This window comes from Streptomyces sp. NPDC000880 (assembly GCF_053599675.1).
In genome coordinates this window covers 19,446-38,025 of sequence record NZ_JBSFMS010000033.1, presented here as the reverse complement: position 1 = coordinate 38,025, position 18,580 = coordinate 19,446, and the positions used below count along the sequence as shown (strand labels likewise).

Here is an 18,580-nt window from a genome sequence, read left to right as displayed (position 1 = left end):
AGGCAGATGAGGTGAAGCCGCCGACGGGGGAGGGTGAACGGGAGGTGAACCGTGTCGGGCAGCTAAGTGCCAGTCGCACGTGGCGCCTCCGAGCACCTGCCGACCCCTCACGCCGAGTGAAGAGCATCGAGCAGCGCGTCTACCAAAATGCGGTCGCGGGGGTGAGTAAGGCGGTTGCGGGCTTCCCTCGGTGGAAGCCACACGATGCGGTCCACCTCCTCGTTCGGGGCGAATGAACCGGTTGTCACTTCGGCCGCCCAGTAGCTGACCTGCTTCGGACGTCCATTTGCGATGTAGTACGCGGTGGGCAGCCGGGCTCGCGGCACGCACTGGTAGCCCGTCTCCTCCAGCACCTCGCGCACCGCGCCGGCGAGGGCGTCCTCGCCGCGCTTCAGCTTTCCCTTCGGGTACGACCAGTCGTCGTACTTGGGCCGATGCACGAGGCAGATCTCAATGCCCTCGTCGTTGTGCGGGGAACGCCGCCAGAGCACACAGCCCGCGGCCAGTACCGTGTCGTCGCTCATCGTCGTGCCCTCACTCATGGGACCGTCACCGCCGTGGCTCTCTGCCACACCTGCTGGAAGGCGAAGCGGGCGGCCTCCACCTCGTGACGCTGGTCGGCGTGGAGCACCCCCAGGGCGTACGCGGTGGCCGGGGCGATGCGCGGAGTGCGGGCAGCGGTGGCGGCGGCAGCGGCGGCCTCGGCCGCGTCGCGGTGCCGGTCGAGGACCAGGCCCGCGTGGCGCAGCACCGGGTCCGCTGCCGGGTGCAGCACCTCCTGTGCGTACCGGTGCAGCCGCAGCATCAGCCGCACCTGGTGCCAGGGGGCGTCCTGCGCCTCGCCGGCCGATGCGGTGGCGAGGCCGTGCACCAGGGCCTCCGCGTTGTACGGGTGCGCGGCCCGGCTCAGCGGCAGCGCGGCCACCGCTTCCAGCAGCCGCCGCTCGGCGAGCCCCGCGGGCAGCGCCAGGGTCTCGGCGGAGGGGGCGTCGGCCATCGGGCCGAGCGGCAGCTCGGAGGCGAGTACGGCGACGGAGTCGGCGACCGCGTGGAAGCGGGAGGAGCCTAGGGCCTGGAGCGCGGCGGAGTGGGCCCGGGTCCGGGCGAGGGTGAGCTGTCGCTCCAGCAGGGCGCCGGCCCGCGCGGCTCCCACGGTCAGGGAACCGGTGGCGCGCGGAGCGTCCGCGCTGCCGGCCGGGCTGACAGGGCCGTCGGCGTCGGCGGGGCTGCCGGGTTCGCCGGAGCGGGAGCCGTTCGGCGTGCCGGAGCCGGGACCTGAGTCGGACGGCGTGCGGGGTTCGCCGGAGCCGGTTGCCCGGTCGCCGGGGATGAGCGTGTGCAATTCGCCCCGCGCCGACGGCAGCGGAATCGCGCCCGACAGCCGTGTCAGCGCGTCGAGCAGCCGGCCGAGCCGTGAGATGAAGGCGTGCTCCTGGGCCAGCGTCGCGGCGAGCCAGGCCAGTTCGGTGCGCAGATCGTCCGCCCAGGCGGGGTCGAGCAGCGGCCGGAAGGTGTGCAGCGTCCCGCTGATACGGCGGGACGCCTGACGCAGCGCGGCGGCGGCCTCCGCCAGTCCCGCCGTGTCCGCGCCGCTCTCGCTGTGCAGCCGCAAACTGCGCAGGAAGTCGCCTGCCTGCGCATGGAGATACCGGGCCAGCGCATCGCCTGCCGTGACCACGGTGGGGGGGCCGGCCGGGACGGTGGGAGCATCCGACCGGGAGAGATCAGGACTGTGCACGCCGGCGCCTCCGGGCGTCTATGAGCATCTCCTGTAGGTTCCGCAGCGGCTGGCCTTCCGGGTCCGTCGCATGCCGGGTCCAGGCGCCGTCCGGGCCGAGGTGCCAGGACCACGTGGTGTCGGACATGCCGGTCTCCAGGAGACGGATCAGAGCCGCGCGGTGGGCCGGGTCGGTGACCCGGACCAGAGCCTCGATACGGCGGTCGAGGTTGCGGTGCATCATGTCGGCGCTGCCCAGCCACACTTCGGGCTCGCCGCCGTTGCCGAAGGCGAAGACGCGGGAGTGCTCCAGGAAGCGGCCGAGGATCGAGCGCACCCGGATGTTCTCCGAGAGGCCGGGGACTCCGGGGCGTATCGCGCAGATGCCGCGCACCCAGATGTCCACCGGAACACCCGCCATGGCCGCCCGGTAGCAGGCATCGATGACCGCTTCGTCCACCATCGAGTTGACCTTGAAGCGGACGTAGGCGGGCCGACCGGCGCGGTGGTGCGCGACTTCCTTGTTTATTCGCGAAATCAGGCCGTCGCGCAGGGACTTGGGGGCGACCAGGAGCCGGCGGTACGTCTCGCGGCGGGAGTATCCCGACAGCCGGTTGAACAGGTCCGAGAGGTCGGCGCCGACCTGCGGGTCCGCGGTCAGCAGCCCCAGGTCCTCGTACAGCCTGGCCGTCTTCGGGTGGTAGTTGCCGGTCCCGACGTGGGAGTAGCGGCGCAGCGTCTCGCCCTCCTGGCGGACCACCAGCGACAGCTTGCAGTGCGTCTTCAGTCCGACGAGCCCGTAGACGACGTGGCAGCCGGCCTCCTCCAGCTTCCGCGCCCACTTGATGTTGGCCTGCTCGTCGAAGCGGGCCTTGATCTCTACGAGTACGAGGACCTGCTTGCCCGACTCGGCGGCGTCGATCAGCGCGTCCACTATCGGGGATTCGCCGCTGGTGCGGTACAGCGTCTGCTTGATGGTCAGCACGTCCGGGTCGGCCGCGGCCTGCTCCAGGAAGGCCTGGACGGACGTCGAGAACGAGTCGTACGGATGGTGCAGCAGTACGTCGCGCTCGCGCAGCGCCATGAAGATGTCGGGCTCGGATGCCGACTCGACCTCGGAGATGTCCCGGTGGGTGCCGGCGACGAACTTCGGGTACTTCAGCTCGGGCCGGTCCAGCTTCGCGATGCCGAAGAGTCCGGTCAGGTCCAGCGGCCCGGGCAGCGGATAGACCTCGGCGTCGGACACCTTCAGCTCGCGGACCAGCAGGTCCAGCACGTACGGGTCGATGGACTCCTCGACCTCGAGCCGCACCGGCGGGCCGAAGCGGCGCCGCATGAGCTCCTTCTCCAGGGCCTTCAGAAGGTTCTCGGCGTCGTCCTCCTCGACCTCCAGGTCCTCGTTCCTGGTCACCCGGAACATGTGGTGCGCGAGCACCTCCATGCCGGGGAAGAGCTCTTCGAGGTGCGCTGCGATGACGTCCTCGAGGGGGACGTACCGCTGCGGTGAAGCCTCCAGGAAGCGCGACAGCAGCGGCGGGACCTTGACGCGGGCGAAGTGTCGGTGGCCGCTGACCGGGTTGCGTACCACCACGGCCAGGTTCAGCGAGAGGCCCGAGATGTACGGGAAGGGGTGTGCGGGGTCCACGGCCAGCGGGGTCAGGACCGGGAAGATCTGCTGCCGGAAGAGAGTGAACAGGCGTGCCTGCTCCTTCTCGGTGAGGTCCGGCCAGCGGATGAGGTGGATGCCCTCTTCGGCGAGCGCCGGGGCGATGTCCTGCTGGTAGCAGGCGGCGTGCCGGGCCATGAGCTCGCGGGAGCGGTTCCAGATCAGGTCCAGCACTTCGCGGGGCTGCAGGCCGGACGCGGACCGGGTGGCGACACCGGTCGCGATGCGGCGCTTCAGGCCGGCGACGCGGACCATGAAGAACTCGTCCAGGTTGGACGCGAAGATTGCCAGGAAGTTGGCCCGTTCGAGGAGCGGGGTCGCCGGGTCCTCGGCGAGCTCCAGGACGCGCTCGTTGAACGCGAGCCAGCTGCGCTCGCGGTCGAGGAACCGCCCCTGGGGCAATTCGGCGCCGGCTACCTCGTGATCTTCCTCGTACGAGTCGAGGTCGGCGTCGAGATCGGGTTCCAGGTCGGAGACCGTGGCCGCGACGGTGTGCGGCCGGTGCGCGGCTATCGAACCGACGGACGGCTGGGGGTGCTGGACCGGTACCTCGGCGGGCTGCTGGCTCATGAACCCATTCTTCCGCGTCGAGAGCATATCGGGCGCGTCGGAGAGGGCCGGGTCGAGGGGGATCTTTCCGTTGGGGGAGGCGGGTACAGCGGGCTGCATTGAGAGAGGGTCGCAAGGGCGTCTGAATGCCCGGTAACGACGACATGACGTGCGGGAAAGCGTGGCGGGACCCCCCGGGGTCGTTCGCGGGGGTCCCGTACGGCGTATGGGGCTCTGTGCGGCCCTGCGCGGGCCGTGTGCGCGTGTGCAGCAGCCGGAATGGGGTGGCGGTGGCGGTGTCGGCAAGGGCCGGCAAGATGCCGGTCCCGACGCGTTGGCGAGCAGCGGCCGGCCGGGGGCGGTCCGTCAGGATTCGGTGCGGTACATCAGATCCACCTCGTGCGTGAAGAAGCCGAGGCCCTCGTACACCCGCAGCGCCGCAGGGTTGTCGGCGTCGACGTAGAGCATCGCGGTGGGCACTCCCTGCGCGGCGAGATACCGAAGCCCGATCGCGGTCAGCGCCTTGCCGAGGCCGCCGCCCTGCGCGTCGGGACGGATGCCGACGACGTACACCTCGCCGAGGTGCTCCTTGGCGTGCACCTTCGTCCAGTGGAAGCCGATGAGCTCCCCGCCCCGCTCGGCCAGGAAGAATCCCTTGGGGTCGAACCACGGCTCGGCCTTGCGGTCGTCGAGGTCCCGCTGGGTGAGCGAGCCCTGCTCGGGGTGGTGGGCGAAGGCGGCGGCGTTCACGGCGAGCCAGGCCGCGTCGTCCTGCCCGGGCACGAAGCTGCGTACGGTGACGCCCGCCGGGAACACCGGCTCGGGAATGTCCATCGGGCTCAACGGCCGACGCAGCTGGCGCAGTTCACGGAAGAGGGTGAGCCCGAGCACCTGCGCGAGATGCCGCGCGGCGGACTTTCCGCCGTGTGCCCACACCCGTAGCCGCTTCCCGGACGCCCCCAGCAACGCGCTGCCGAGCGCCCGCCCGTGTCCGCGCCCGCGATGCGCGGGGTGCACGACGAGCTCGGCGGCCGGAGCCTCGACAGGGTCGGTGTCCTCCAGTTGCGCGTACCCGATCAGCTCGCCGCCGACGGTGAGCAGGAGATGCCGTACGCCCTCCCGCTTCCCGCCGCGCAGCTGCAGCCGCCCCTGCTCGGAGACGGCATGCATCCCGTCCCTGTGTGCGGCCTCGCGAAGGATGCCGAGCACGGTGTCAGCCTGCTCGGGGCGCAGCTCGTCAACGGTCTCGATCTGCCGGCCGGGCTCCGGAATCGCAGCATCAATGCTCATGGGTCGAGGGTACGGCTGGTCGGCATGTTGTCGGCGATACGGGACGGGCCCTGCATGCGGGTTATATGCGAAGAAACACCCGATATCGAACAAAAGGCAACCAGGTTGTAACCCCTACCCCCCCTGTCGCGCTACGCGCGTTGACTCTAGGCTGCCGCTCTCAGCCCTCACGCCACGCTGAACTGACAAGGGGACAGATGTCAGCGACACCACACAACCACCGTGCGGCCCGCCGGAGCCGGCGGCTTCTCGCCGCGGCCGCCGGACTGGCCACCGTCGGCGCGCTCTTCGCCGCGATGCCGGCCGGTGCCGCCGTCGACGAGGGGAGCCACGGCGACCCGCGCCACCAGCCGCGCACTGTCGATGTGCAACTGCTCTCCTTCAACGATCTGCACGGAAACCTGGAGCCGCCCGCCGGCTCGGCCGGCCAGGTCACCCGCACCCACGCGGACGGCACCACCGAGAAGATCGACGCGGGCGGCGTCGAGTACCTCGCCACCCACCTGCGCCAGGCACGCAAGGGCAGCAAGTACTCGGTGACCGCCGCGGCCGGCGACATGATCGGCGCATCGCCGCTGCTCTCCGGGCTCTTCCACGACGAGCCGACCATCGAGGCGCTGAACAGGCTGAAGCTCGACGTCTCCTCCGTCGGCAACCACGAGTTCGACGAGGGCGCCAAGGAACTCGCCCGGATGCAGAACGGCGGCTGTCACCCCACCGCGGGCTGCTTCGAGCAGGACAGGAAGTTCACGGGCGCCGACTTCCCGTACCTCGCCGCGAATGTGGCGGACGACAAGACCGGCAGGCCGCTGCTCGATCCGTACTTCATCTGGCAGAAGGACGGGGTCAAGATCGGCTTCATCGGGGTGACCCTGGAGGGCACGCCGAACATCGTCAGTGCCGAGGGCGTCAAGGGCCTCACCTTCGGCGACGAGGTCGAGACGATCAACAAGTACACCAAGGTGCTGGAGCGCAAGGGCGTCAAGTCGATCGTCGCCCTGATCCACGAGGGCGGGGCGCCGGCCTCCTCCTCGTACAACTACAACTGCGACAGCCCTGGCCCCGGCGACGGTGTTTCCGGCCCGATCGTCGACATCGCCAAGAAGATCAGCCCGCAGGTCGACGCCCTGGTCACCGGCCACACCCACCAGGCGTACGCGTGCACCGTCCCGGACCCGTCCGGCCAGCCGCGTACGGTCACTTCGGCGGCCTCGTTCGGCAAGCTGTACACCGACACGACGCTCACCTACGACCGTCGCACCAAGGACATCGTCCGTACGGCCGTCGCTTCCGCGAACCACGTCGTCACCCGCGACGTGCCGAAGGCCGAGGACATGACCCGGCTGATCGCGCGCTGGAACACGCTGGCCGCGCCGGTCGCGAGCCGGCCGGTCGGCTATATCTCCGCGGACATCGAGAACCCGTTCGACGCGCCCGAGAAGCCGTTGGGCAATCTGATCGCGGACGCGCAGCTCGAGGGTCTCGCCCCGGCGGACAAGGGCGGGGCGCAGCTCGCGCTGATGAACCCGGGCGGAATCCGCGCGGGCCTCGTCCACAAGGCGTCCGGCGGTGAGGGCGACGGTGTCGTGACCTACGGCGAGGCGTTCACGGTGCAGCCGTTCACCAACATGATGACCGTCGTCGACCTGACCGGCGATCAGTTGATCACCGCTCTCAAGCAGCAGGTCAGCGGCGTGAACCAGGCTTCCCCGAAGATCCTCCAGGTGTCGGACGGCTTCACCTACACCCTGGATCTGACGAAGACCGGAGCTGACCGGATCGTGGCCGGCTCGGTCAAGCTGAAGGGCGAGGAGATCGACCCGGCGAAGACCTACCGGGTCGCGATGAATGAGTTCCTGGCGGGCGGCGGCGATGGTTTCGCCGTACTGAAGGAGCACAGGAACAAGCTGGTCGGCGCGTCCGACCTGGACATCCTCAACGCCTATCTGGCCGCGCACTCCAGTGCGAGCGCGCCGTTCGCGCCGCCGGCGACGGGCCGGATCACCGTCGTGAAGTAGCGGTACGCGGCGGGACGGTGGGGCGGCGGGCCACGGGGCCGTCGCCCCACCGGCGTTCACGGACGAGGCCTGATTGAGCGTTGCGTTGGTTACTGGCCATCCTGACCCTGGTGCTTCTTGACGTGACCCCGCCATAATCCCGGACCATGGACCGACGGAGCTTTCTCGCGGGCGCGGCAGCCGTCTCCGCCACCGCCCTCATCGGCGCACCCCCCGCCTTCGCCGCACCCCGCCGCACCCTGTCCGCGCAGGACTGGATGGCGGGCTCCGCGGACAGCACCGCCCTCGCGCGGCTGACGATCCCCGGCACACACGACTCGGGCGCGCGCTTCGGCGGGCTCTGGACGGAGTGCCAGAACACCACCATCGCCGACCAGTTGAACAGCGGCATCCGCTTCCTTGACGTCCGCTGCCGGGTCACCGGGGACTCCTTCGCCGTCCACCACGGGGCGTACTACCAGAACCTGATGTTCGGCGATGTGCTCATCGCCTGCCGGGACTTCCTGAACGCCCACCCGTCAGAGACGGTCCTCATGCGCGTCAAGCAGGAGTACTCGGAGGAGAGCGACGCGACCTTCCGCCGCGTTTTCGACACCTACCTCGACGGCAAGGGCTGGCGTCAGCTGTTCCGCATCGGCGACGGGCTGCCGTCGCTGGGCGAGGCGCGCGGCAAGGTTGTCCTCATCGCCGACAACGGCGGACTGCCCGGCGTCAAATGGTGGGACAGCGCGGTGTTCGATATTCAGGACGACTGGAACGCCGCGCCGAACGCCAAGTACCCCAAGATCGAGGCACAGTTCCGCAAGGCGGCCCAGCAGCCCGGAAAGCTGTTCATCAACTTCGTCAGCACCTCCGCGTACCTGCCGCCGCGCTGGAACTCCGACAACCTCAACCCGAGGGTCCACTCCTTCATCAACGGCTCCGAGGCGAGCGGCTGGAAGGGCCTCGGCATTGTGCCGATGGACTACCCGGGCACCCGCTCGGGACTTGTCGATTCGCTCCTGCGGCACAACTAGTCGGCACAACTAGGCGGCCGCTGGGCGGCGTCAGGGCTGGGCGGGCGGTGGCGTCGCCGCCCCCGGCAGCCGGATCACCGCGCGCGTACCGCCGCCCGCAGCGGGCTCGATCGAAACCTCACCGCCCGACTGCTGGATCGTACGGGCCACGATCGACAGCCCAAGACCCGAGCCGGGCAGACTCCGCGCCGACGTCGAGCGCCAGAACCGCTCGAATACGTAGGGGAGTTCATCGGCGGGGATGCCGGGACCGTGGTCCCGAACCGTCAGCTCGCCGCCCTTGAGGGCCACCTCGACCGTTCCGCCCGGTGGCGAGAACTTCACCGCGTTGTCGAGGACGTTGACCAGAGCCCGCTCCAGCGCGGCCGGCTCCGCCCGTACGTACCAGGGCGCCAGCTCCGCCGCGAAGGCCAGCTCGGGTCCGCGCAGCCGGGCCCGCTCCAAAGCTGCCTCGGCGACGTCATGCAGGGCGACCACCTGCAGCGGCCCCCGGTCGACCGCGTCGGGCCGCGACAGCTCCTGCAAGTCGCCGATGAGGGAGGCCAGTTCGGTCATCTGCGCCTTGACCGAGGCCATCAGCGCCGTACGGTCCGCGGGCGGGATCGCCCGGCCCGTCTCCTCGCTGCGGGCCAGCAGCTCGATATTCGTACGCAGCGAGGTCAGCGGTGTACGCAGCTCGTGCCCGGCGTCCGCGATCAGCTGCGCCTGCCGTTCCTGGGAGGAGGCGAGCGCGGCGGCCATCGAGTTGAAGGAGCGGGACAGCCGGGCGATCTCGTCCTCGCCCTCGACCGGGATGCGTACGGTCAGATCCTCGGTGCGGGCGACATGCTCCACGGCGCCGGTGAGCCGGTCCACGGGCTTGAGCCCGGCCCGCGCGACCCACAGCCCGGCCGCGCCGGCGCCGAGAACGCCGATGCCGGACACGATGAGCAGCAGGAGAGCCAGATCGTTGAGGGTGCCCTCGGTCTCCCTGAGCGGGTACGCGATCATCACCGCGGTGTCCGTCACGACCCCGCCGCCCGGACCCTGGACGACGGCCGCGGCGCTGAGTACGCGGACATCCTTCCCGTCGGTGTCCTGGCCGTTGCGGAACGTCCAGACGGTCGGGTCCGCGTTCCGCGCCACCTCCTGGTCACTGCTGTCGATCAGGACGGTGCCGACGGAGTAGGCGGAGACGCACGGTTTGTCGCTGTCGGCCTGGACGAGCTGAAGGTAGAAGACGGGCTTGGGGCCGTAGCCGGTCCGGCCGGCCGGGACCTGGGAGCAGTTGCGCAGTGTGGCGGCGACGTCCTCGGCCCGCTGGGGCGCACTCGCGGACTTCAGCTTGGAGTCGATCTCCTCATACAACTTGCCGCGCACGACGAACCAGCAGGTGGTGGAGACGGCCGCGACAGCGACTGCCACCGCGACCGCCACCAGCAGCGCCAGCCGAGACCGCAGGGGCAGCGCACGGAACTTGTCGGTCACTCCGGGCCGCCCGACCGCAGCACGTAGCCCACGCCGCGCACCGTGTGGACCAGGCGTGGCTCACCTGCCGCCTCCGTCTTGCGTCGCAGATACATCACATACACATCCAGCGAATTCGAACTGGGCTCGAAGTCGAAGCCCCAGACGGCCTTGAGGATCTGCTCCCGGGTCAGCACCTGGCGCGGATGCGCGAGAAACATCTCCAGCAGCGTGAACTCGGTACGGGTCAGCTCCACCCGGCGCGTGCCGCGGTGGACCTCGCGCGTCGCCAGGTCCATCCGCAGATCGGCGAAGGCCAGCACGTCGTCGTCGGGAGCCGCGCCCGCGGTCGTCGCGTACGAACTGCGCCGCAGCAGCGCGCGGATCCGGGCGAACAGCTCGTCCAGCTCGAACGGCTTGACCAGATAGTCGTCCGCGCCCGCGTCGAGGCCCGTCACGCGGTCGCCGACGGTGTCCCGCGCGGTCAGCATCAGGATCGGCGTGGTCGACCCGGCGGCGCGCAGCCGGCGGGCCGCGGTCAGGCCGTCCATCCGGGGCATCTGGATGTCGAGCACGATCAGATCGGGCGCGTACACCTCCGCCCGGGTGAGGGCGTCGATGCCGTCGACGGCGACCTCGGTGGCGTACCCCTCGAAGGCGAGGGAGCGCTGGAGCGCCTCACGGACGGCGGGCTCGTCGTCGACGATGAGGATGCGGTCGCCTTCACGGGGGATAGTCATGAGATCAGCCTCGCACGGGGTCAGCCGTTGCCGCCGGAGCGCAGGTTGTCGAGGTCGGACTTGACGGTGTTGATCGGGATGGCGAAGCCGAGACCGACGCTGCCGGCGGTGGAGCCGGTGGCCGAACTGGGTGAGTACATCGCGGAGTTGATGCCGATGATCTCGCCGTTCATGTTGATGAGCGCGCCGCCGGAGTTGCCGGGGTTGAGCGAGGCATCCGTCTGGAGGGCCTTGTAGGTGGTTTTGGAGGCGCCGGTGTCGCCGTTGAACTGCTGCCCGCCGAACTCGAAGGGCCAGCCGCCGCCGCCCCGCTGTTGCGGCTGGCCTTGGCCCTGGTCCTTCGCGACGGTCACATCGCGGTTGAGCGCGGAGACGATCCCGCTGGTGACGGTGCCGGTCAGGCCCTCGGGCGAGCCGATCGCGACGACCTCGTCGCCGACCTGGACCTTGCTGGAGTCGCCGAGGGAAGCCGCCTTGAGGCCGCTCGCGCCCTCCAGCTTGATGAGGGCGAGATCCTTGTCGGGGTCGGTGCCGACGACCTTGGCGGTGTATGTCTTGCCGTCGCTGAGCTGCACCTTGACGGTGTCTGCGCCGGAGACGACGTGGTTGTTGGTGATGACCTCGCCGTCGGCGGTGGTGATCACGCCGGATCCGGTGGACTGCCCGGCGGCGGAGGTCGCGTTGATCTCCACGATGCTCGGCGAGACGGCCTGGGCGACGCCGGAGACGGTGCCGGTACTGCTCTGCGACACAGTGGTGCCGGCCACGCCGGTGCCGCTGCTCCTGTCGCCGCCGACGAACTGCGCGACGAGCGCGGAGGCCCCGCCGCCGATGCCCGCGGCGGCAATGGCAACCGCGGCGATGAGGGCGACGGGCCGCTTGGCCTTGGCGCGGTGCGGAGGTGCGGGCGCGGGTGCTGCGGGCTGCACGACGCCGCCGGGGGGCTGGTACCCCGCCCCACCGTTCCCCGGCCATACGGTGGCCGGCCCGTTGGGCTCAATGGGGGGAGGAGGGGGCGGGTAGGCGCCCGTGCCGTACGGCTGCTGCTGGTTGCCCTCGTCGCCGCTTCGGCGGTAGTAGTCGCTCATGGCAACGACTGTCGGCCTGGTACATGAGAGCGACCTGAGTGGGCCCTAAGAAGCCCGACAGAACCACGTATGCCCGAAATAAAGGGTCACCCGGGCCGTGGGCCGACCGCGTGGGGTATCTGTCGGTGGTGAGGGGCCGTGCAGGGTCGTCCCCGCAGGGATCGGCGGCCGGACCCAGTGATCAACACGAACGCCCTTGCCGCCGCCGACCCCGAGGAGTCGAGCCCGGAGGGGCCCCGGAACCCACACCCCACAACACCGGGCACGCCGGACCGCCCAAACCCGCACCACGGACCCCCCACACCCCGCAACGCACCCGCACCCCGCACCGCGGACGCCCCGTCACTCCGCGACCCCGGGCAACCCCGATAAAGACCCGCACCCCCGCCGGAGGCTAACCGCACCCGCACGACCGGCGGATCACCAAGCCCGATGGGAACTGCTTCACCCGCTCCCGGCGCGACCCCGCCACCCTCAGGCCGTCGTCCAGGACCAGGTCCACCGCCGCCCGCGCCATCGCCGGGCGGTCCGAGGAGATCGTCGTCAACGGGGGGTCCGTGAGCGCCGCCTCCTTGACGTCGTCGAAGCCTGCCACCGCCAGCTCGCCCGGGACGTCTATCCGCAGTTCACGCGCCGCGCGCAGGACGCCGATCGCCTGGTCGTCCGTCGAGCAGAAGATCGCCGGCGGACGGTCCGGACCCGAGAGCAGCTTCAGGGCGACGAGATACGCGTCGTAGCGGTTGTACGGGGCCTGAAAGAGCCGGTCCTCCACCGAGCGGCCGGACTCCAGCATCGCCCTGCGCCAGCCCTCGACGTGGTCCGCCACCGGGTCGCCGACCGCCGGGGTCGACTCCATGCCGCCGAGGCAGGCCACATAGGGATGCCCGTGCTCCAGCAGATGCCGCGTCGCCAGCTGCGCGCCGCCGATGTCGTCCGTGACGACTGCGACGTCGTCTATCGCCTCGGGACGTTCATGGAGGAGAACGACCCGCGCGTCCCACGCCTCGATCTCCGCCGCGGCCCGCTCGCTCGGGCCCTGGCTGACCAGGATCAGCCCGGAGACCCGCATCCCGAGGAAGGCCCGCAGATAGTGGACTTCGCGCTCGTCGCGGTAGTCGGAGTTCCCGACGAGAACCATTTTCCCGCGTTCCGCCGCGGCCTGTTCCACCGCGTGCGCCATCTCCGCGAAGAAAGGCTGCCGCGCGTCCGGCACGATCATGCCTATGAGGTCGGTGCGCCGCGAAGCCATCGCCTGGGCAACCCGGTCCGGCCGGTAACCCAGCTCTTTGATCGCGGCGAGCACCCGCTCGCGCGTGGCCGGGGCAACCGGCCGGGGTCCGTTGTTGATGACGTAGCTGACGACCGCGGTCGACGTACCCGCCAGTCTCGCCACATCGTCTCGCGTCACCTTGGCCACGCGCGGCAGTCTACGCGGGGTGACCTAGCTCTGGGCAGGGCGTACGGCGGCTTCCTCATCCTCCGCCGGATCCTCCGTAGGGGGGACCGGAGCCGCCGCCGCCCTTGCCTTGGCCTCATCGGCCGCGCGCTCGACCTTCTCCGGCGCGACGAAGCGGTAGCCGACGTTGCGTACGGTCCCGATCAGCGACTCGTGCTCCGGGCCGAGCTTCGCCCGCAGCCGCCGTACATGCACGTCGACCGTGCGCGTACCACCGAAGTAGTCGTAGCCCCAGACCTCCTGGAGCAGTTGCGCGCGGGTGAAGACCCGCCCCGGGTGCTGCGCGAGGTACTTCAGCAGCTCGAACTCCTTGAAGGTCAGGTCCAGGACCCGCCCCCTCAGCTTCGCGCTGTACGTCGCCTCGTCGACCGAAAGATCGCCGTTGCGGATCTCCATCGGGGAGTCGTCCGTGGTGATCTGCTGGCGGCCCATCGCGAGTCGCAGCCGCGCCTCGACCTCGGCGGGACCCGCCGTGTCGAGCAGTACGTCATCGATGCCCCAGTCCGCGGTGACGGCCGCGAGGCCGCCTTCCGTGACGACGAGGATCAGCGGACAGCCGGGCCCGGTGGAGCGCAGCAGCTGGCACAGCGACCGCACCTGCGGCAGATCGCGGCGGCCGTCGATCAGGATCACGTCGGCACCGGGGGTGTCGACGAGAGCCGGGCCCTCGGCGGGGGCCACCCGCACGTTGTGCAGAAGCAGTCCGAGGGCGGGAAGCACCTCCGTCGACGGCTGGAGGGCATTGGTCAGGAGCAGCAGAGAGCTCATCGCGCCCCACCTGCCCGGGTCGTCTTTCGGTTGTGCACGGTTCGCTCGCCCATAACGTCGGTTCCTCCTCGGTCCCTGCGAGGACGTTGCGGCACTGCTTCGTACGGCGGCTCCCTCATCGCCCTGAGAGCCTTTGTTCACCTGCCTGTAACAACGGCAGGGAAACACAAAAGGACCCGGGGGCTACGTTGCCCGAGTCCTCTGCCAAGCAGAATAACCCACATGAGTTCCGAGGCCGAGGGGTCTTTCCGCAGATCAATTATTCCCTCGTTCACGCAGGAGCCGCGTCGGACGATCCTCCTTACGGAGGACGGGGTCCGAGTTGAGGCCGTGTACGAGGCGTGTACGGCAGGTGTCACGGACACTGCGATCGTCGTCGCGCACGGTTTCACGGGGTCTGTGTACCGGCCTGCGGTGCGCCGGGCGGCGGGGGCGTTCGCGCAGCGTGCGGCCGTGGTCACGTTCTCGTTCCGGGGGCACGGAGCCTCCGGAACGCCGCTCCACGGTCGGCGACCGCGAGGTGCTCGATCTGGCGGCCGCGGTGAAGTGGGCGCGCGCCCTTCGGTCACAGCCGCGTGGTGACGGTTGGTTTCTCGCTGGGGGGCTCGGTGGTGCTGCGGCACGCTGCGATGCACGGGGGGCGCACCGAGGCGGCGCGTACGGACGCGGTCGCCGCCGTCAGCGCCCCCGCACGCTGGTACTACCGCGGTACGGCCCCGATGCGGCGGCTGCACTGGGTGGTCACCCGACCCCTCGGCCGGCTCGTCGGCCGCTACGGCCTCGGTACCCGGATCCACCCCGAGGAGTGGAACCCGATCCCCCTCTCCCCGGTCGAGTCCGTGCCGCTGATCGCCCCGACCCCACTGCTGATCGTCCACGGCGACCGCGACCCGTACTTCCCCCTCGACCACCCGCGCATGCTCGCCGCCGCGGCCGGGGAAGGAACGGCCGAGCTGTGGCTGGAGCCAGGCATGGGACATGCCGGGAACGCGGCGGACGACGAGCTGCTCGGCCGCCTCGCGGACTGGCTCGTCACCGAGTAGCTCATCATGGAAGCCGACGAAAGGAGTGCCGTTATGGCAGCGGGAACGATCCGTTACTGGGCCGCGGCCAAGGCAGCGGCCGGGATCGCGGAGGAGCCCTACGCAGCGGGCACGCTCGCCGAGGCGCTCGACGCCGTGCGCGAGCGGCACCCGGGGGAGCTGACGCGCGTACTGCAACGGTGTTCGTTCCTCGTCGACGGTGACCCCGTCGGGACTCGCGGCCATGAGACCGTACGGCTTGCCGAGGGCGGCACGGTCGAGGTGCTCCCGCCGTTCGCAGGAGGGTGAACCGCACATCATGAGCAGCGATCAGCAGTATCCGTACGGACAGCAGCAGCCGCCGCACCAGGGCCAGTACGCCGGTCAGCAGCACCAGCAGCCGTATCAGGCGCCCCACCAGGAGCCCGGCTACCCGGAGCCGCGCGACCCGGGCGCGCCCCAGGCCTGGCAGGCCCAGACCTGGCAGGCCGAGACCTGGGACACCCAGTACCAGCCGGTCGTGCAGCCCACGCAGGCCGCCGACGCCCCGGACACTGCGTATCTGCCGCTGCCGGCCGCGTACCCGCTGCCGCCCGAGGCCCCGCTCCCGACGACTGGGCCCGCCGCGTACGAGCCCGTGGTCGACCCGGCCGCCGCCGGACACAGCGCCCCCACGGTCGGGAACGCCCGGATCACCGACGCCCAGCGCGCCCGCGCCGAAGGACGCTCGCCGATCATCGCGCCGGGCATGCAGCCCGCCGGGCTGACCGCCGCGCTCGGACTGCTGCTCGCCGGCGGCGCGGCCATCGGCCCGTACGCCCTGCTCGTGCCGCTTGTCCTGCTGCAGGCCGTCACCGCGGCCGGCTGGTTCCGGCTGAACGGCATGTGGCCCGCCCGCCAGGGCATTGCGCTCGCTTTCGCCGGCGGACTCGCCGCCGACGCCGTGCTGCTCTCCGTCGGCCGGGAGAACGCCCCCGCCGCGATCATCGGCACCCTCGGCGTCTGGGTGCTGCTCACCCTCGTACTGCAGCTGCGCAGCCACGCCGGCGCCGACGAGAGGATGTACGGCCTGATGGCGACCGTCGCATCCGCCGCCCTCGCGATTCTCGCGACCGGGCATCTCGCGGGTCCCGACGACGCTGTTGTGGTCGGCGGGATCGCGGTCGCCGTGGCCGTCCTGGCCCGTGCCCTGCCGTTGCCGGGCGTCGCGTCCGTCGCCGTGGCACTGCTGGCCGCGGCCGGTGCGGGCATCGCGGCCGGCGGCCTCACCGGCATGGGCGCCAAGGGCGCGCTGCTGGGCCTCGCCGCGGGTGGCTGCGCGCTGATCGGGCTGCGGGTCGCGAGCTACGACTACCCGTCCCGCTTCGTCCATATGACGGCGGGCGTGGCCCTGCCGCTGACCGCCGCGGCCCCCGCCGTCTACCTGATCGGCCGCGCCCTGGTGTGACGGGCCCGGGTGTGATGAGCCCTTTGCGTGACGGGCGGCCCTGTGCCGTCGGCGGGAACCAAAGGACCCCACCCAAACGTCGATCATTCAAGGCATGGCGTCGTCCGGACTGGTTAGGCTCGCGGGCGTCACGGGGGGCCAGACGGACCAGGGTGGGGGACACCGAGCAATGCGCGCACTGCGAATACTGCTGATCATCGCCGTGATCATCGGCGGCATTTTTGTCGCCGCCGACCGGATAGCGGTCAACATGGCGGAATCCGAAGCCGCCGACAAGATCAAGAGCAGCCAGGGACTGGGCTCGACCCCGAAGATCTCGATCAAGGGCTTCCCCTTCCTCACCCAGGTGGTGGGCAAGGTGCTCGACGAGGTGGACGTCAGCCTGGCCGGCATCACCGCCACAGCGGGCGGCCACGCGGTCAACGTCACCGAGGTCAGGGCAGAGCTGCGTAGCGTACGGATCAACAGCAGCTTCTCCTCCGCCGTCGCGGACCGGGCCGACGGCTCCGCCCGGATCTCCTACGCCGACCTGACCAAGGCCGCGCCGAAGGGCGCCACGATCAGTTACGCGGGACCCGACCGGGCGGCCAAGGGTCAGGTCAAGGTCACCGGACCGCTCGCCGACCTGCTCGAAGGCGCGGGCGTCCCGGTCCCCGGCGCTGTGCAGGGGCTGCTCAAGGGCCGCACGGTCAGCGCGTACAGCACGGTCGCGCTCACGGGCGGCAGCACGGTTCAGCTGAGGGCCCAGGAGCTGCCGAAGCTGCCGGTCCCCGGCTTCGACGGGACGCTGCGCAAGGCCGTCGACTACGACCTGAAGATCGCCGGGATGCCGTCGAGCATCAAGCTCGACAAGGTCGAGGCGACGGATGCCGGACTGCGGTTCGCGGGTACGGGTACGAACGTCTCGCTGGCCGGCTAGGCCCGGACAGGGCCTGGACCCGCCCCTCGCCGGCCGGCTGGACCGCACCCCTCGCTGCAAGTTCAGCCCGCCTGGGCCCCCGGAAGTCCGGGGGAGGTCGAGGGCAGCAGCGCGAAGGGGCGGGGGCGAGGCAATTTCCTCTGTACGCTCGCTGCACTCGGCCGCATGGTGAGACGGCCCTGTCCGCTGGGTAGAAGGCGGCCAGGTGCAATTCGCCCCCGAGACTCGCACGGAGCGTCCGGGCTTCTCTTGTCCCACATAATGGATGATCGCGTCTCAGTATCCGACACGCCGGTGACATTGCGGCCGACTCGTCCCTACGATCGGACACATGAAGCGACAGGCGGATCTCACGAAGCGGCGGGCAGTAGACCTGTGCCGCGTCGCCGCCATGCTCTGTCGCGCTTTCTGAGCGGGAGCTCGACTCCCGTATACCCCGGGCCCATTGGCCTCCGCCGGACTTCGTCCGGGGGGACCCCAAGGGCCACACCCTGTGCCGTACGCCGCGCGTTCGCGTACCTGCACAACCCCCTCTTCGCATCACCCGCCGCACACTGCCCCGGAGGAGAAAGAGCATGAGCCGCAGCGACGTACTGGTAGACGCCGACTGGGTCGAGGCCCACATCGACGACCCGAAGGTCGTCATCGTCGAGGTCGACGAGGACACCTCTGCGTACGACAAGAACCACATCAAGAACGCCGTCCGGATCGACTGGCAGTCCGACCTTCAGGACCCCGTCCGCCGTGACTTCGTCGACCAGGAGGGCTTCGAGAAGCTCCTGTCCGCGAAGGGCATCGCCAACGACGACACCGTCGTCCTCTACGGCGGCAACAACAACTGGTTCGCCTCGTACGCGTACTGGTACTTCAAGCTCTACGGCCACGACAGCGTCAAGCTCCTCGACGGCGGCCGCAAGAAGTGGGAGCTGGACTCCCGCGACCTCGTCGACGGCGCTCAGGTGCCCGAGCGCGCCGCGACCGAGTACAAGGCCAAGCCCCAGGACACCTCGATCCGCGCCTTCCGTGACGAGGTCGTGGCTGCGATCGGCAACCTGAACATCGTCGACGTCCGGTCGCCCGACGAGTTCAGCGGCAAGCTGCTCGCCCCTGCCCACCTGCCGCAGGAGCAGTCGCAGCGCCCCGGCCACGTGCCGACCTCCCGCAACATCCCGTGGTCCAAGAACGCCAACGACGACGGCACCTTCAAGTCGGACGACGAGCTCAAGGCCCTCTACGAGGACGAGCAGGTCGACCTGGCGAAGGACACCATCGCCCTGTGCCGCATCGGCGAGCGCTCCGCGCTGACCTGGTTCGTCCTGCACGAGCTGCTCGGTGTCGACAACGTCAAGAACTACGACGGCTCGTGGACCGAGTACGGCTCCCTCGTCGGCGTGCCGATCGAGCTCGGCGCCAACAAGTAACCCCCCTCTGACCCCGA

Annotated in this window: 16 protein-coding genes and 1 pseudogene; 8 read left to right on the top strand and 9 right to left on the bottom strand. The window is 70.3% G+C overall.

Going from position 1 to position 18,580, the window contains the following annotated elements; translation table 11 throughout:
* Positions 1 to 107: 107 nt before the first annotated feature.
* From ACWDO5_RS14075 to mshD, 4 genes are all read right to left on the bottom strand, one after another.
* On the bottom strand, positions 108 to 542 hold the full coding sequence (locus tag ACWDO5_RS14075) for an NUDIX hydrolase (RefSeq protein WP_450530537.1): 435 nt from the start codon (positions 540 to 542) through the stop codon (positions 108 to 110).
* Complete coding sequence (locus ACWDO5_RS14070; RefSeq protein WP_450530536.1) at positions 539 to 1,738, bottom strand: CHAD domain-containing protein; 1,200 nt, start codon at positions 1,736 to 1,738, stop codon at positions 539 to 541. Before ACWDO5_RS14070 ends, ACWDO5_RS14075 begins: the two co-directional genes overlap by 4 nt.
* Positions 1,725 to 3,953, bottom strand: a complete 2,229-nt coding sequence (locus ACWDO5_RS14065; RefSeq protein WP_450530535.1) for an RNA degradosome polyphosphate kinase — start codon at positions 3,951 to 3,953, stop codon at positions 1,725 to 1,727. The genes ACWDO5_RS14070 and ACWDO5_RS14065 overlap by 14 nt, the downstream gene beginning before the upstream one ends.
* A gap of 345 nt (positions 3,954 to 4,298) precedes the next feature.
* Positions 4,299 to 5,222 (bottom strand): mycothiol synthase, encoded by a 924-nt coding sequence (gene mshD / locus ACWDO5_RS14060; protein ID WP_450530534.1) that lies wholly within the window; start codon positions 5,220 to 5,222, stop codon positions 4,299 to 4,301.
* Positions 5,223 to 5,419: 197 nt separating this feature from the next.
* Here mshD and ACWDO5_RS14055 point away from each other — a divergent pair, with 197 nt between their 5' ends.
* Both ACWDO5_RS14055 and ACWDO5_RS14050 read left to right on the top strand, forming a co-directional pair.
* Positions 5,420 to 7,240 (top strand): bifunctional metallophosphatase/5'-nucleotidase, encoded by a 1,821-nt coding sequence (locus tag ACWDO5_RS14055; protein WP_450530533.1) that lies wholly within the window; start codon positions 5,420 to 5,422, stop codon positions 7,238 to 7,240.
* A 146-nt stretch (positions 7,241 to 7,386) separates the two neighbouring features.
* A complete protein-coding gene (locus tag ACWDO5_RS14050; RefSeq protein ID WP_450530532.1) occupies positions 7,387 to 8,256 on the top strand; it encodes a phosphatidylinositol-specific phospholipase C in 870 nt (289 codons plus the stop codon).
* Between the two features lie 30 nt (positions 8,257 to 8,286).
* On the opposite strand, the gene ACWDO5_RS14045 is transcribed toward ACWDO5_RS14050, so the two are convergent.
* The 5 genes from ACWDO5_RS14045 to ACWDO5_RS14025 all read right to left on the bottom strand — a co-directional run bounded on the left by ACWDO5_RS14045 (position 8,287) and on the right by ACWDO5_RS14025 (position 13,754).
* Positions 8,287 to 9,723, bottom strand: coding sequence for a sensor histidine kinase (locus ACWDO5_RS14045; protein ID WP_450530531.1), 1,437 nt, complete (start codon positions 9,721 to 9,723; stop codon positions 8,287 to 8,289).
* A complete protein-coding gene (locus tag ACWDO5_RS14040; RefSeq protein WP_450530530.1) occupies positions 9,720 to 10,442 on the bottom strand; it encodes a response regulator transcription factor in 723 nt (240 codons plus the stop codon). The genes ACWDO5_RS14045 and ACWDO5_RS14040 overlap by 4 nt, the downstream gene beginning before the upstream one ends.
* A gap of 20 nt (positions 10,443 to 10,462) precedes the next feature.
* The gene (locus ACWDO5_RS14035; RefSeq protein ID WP_450530529.1) at positions 10,463 to 11,530 is read right to left on the bottom strand and encodes a S1C family serine protease; all 1,068 of its coding nucleotides are present in this window, start codon (positions 11,528 to 11,530) and stop codon (positions 10,463 to 10,465) included.
* 394 nt (positions 11,531 to 11,924) lie between these two features.
* Entirely contained in the window at positions 11,925 to 12,947 is a 1,023-nt protein-coding gene (locus tag ACWDO5_RS14030; protein ID WP_450530528.1) for a LacI family DNA-binding transcriptional regulator, read from the bottom strand.
* Positions 12,948 to 12,971: 24 nt separating this feature from the next.
* Entirely contained in the window at positions 12,972 to 13,754 is a 783-nt protein-coding gene (locus tag ACWDO5_RS14025) for a response regulator transcription factor (protein ID WP_450530527.1), read from the bottom strand.
* Positions 13,755 to 13,976: 222 nt separating this feature from the next.
* Here ACWDO5_RS14025 and ACWDO5_RS14020 point away from each other — a divergent pair.
* From ACWDO5_RS14020 to ACWDO5_RS13995, 6 genes and pseudogenes are all read left to right on the top strand, one after another.
* Positions 13,977 to 14,797: pseudogene (locus tag ACWDO5_RS14020) on the top strand (alpha/beta hydrolase family protein).
* Positions 14,798 to 14,830: 33 nt separating this feature from the next.
* Positions 14,831 to 15,085, top strand: coding sequence for a MoaD/ThiS family protein (locus tag ACWDO5_RS14015; protein WP_356228634.1), 255 nt, complete (start codon positions 14,831 to 14,833; stop codon positions 15,083 to 15,085).
* A complete protein-coding gene (locus ACWDO5_RS14010; protein WP_450530526.1) occupies positions 15,021 to 16,223 on the top strand; it encodes a hypothetical protein in 1,203 nt (400 codons plus the stop codon). Before ACWDO5_RS14015 ends, ACWDO5_RS14010 begins: the two co-directional genes overlap by 65 nt.
* A 169-nt stretch (positions 16,224 to 16,392) precedes the next feature.
* The gene (locus ACWDO5_RS14005; RefSeq protein WP_450530525.1) at positions 16,393 to 17,142 is read left to right on the top strand and encodes an LmeA family phospholipid-binding protein; all 750 of its coding nucleotides are present in this window, start codon (positions 16,393 to 16,395) and stop codon (positions 17,140 to 17,142) included.
* A 331-nt stretch (positions 17,143 to 17,473) separates the two neighbouring features.
* Positions 17,474 to 17,554, top strand: a complete 81-nt coding sequence (locus ACWDO5_RS14000; RefSeq protein ID WP_355172694.1) for a putative leader peptide — start codon at positions 17,474 to 17,476, stop codon at positions 17,552 to 17,554.
* A 163-nt stretch (positions 17,555 to 17,717) separates the two neighbouring features.
* On the top strand, positions 17,718 to 18,563 hold the full coding sequence (locus ACWDO5_RS13995) for a sulfurtransferase (protein ID WP_450530524.1): 846 nt from the start codon (positions 17,718 to 17,720) through the stop codon (positions 18,561 to 18,563).
* The last annotated feature ends 17 nt before the right edge of the window (positions 18,564 to 18,580 follow it).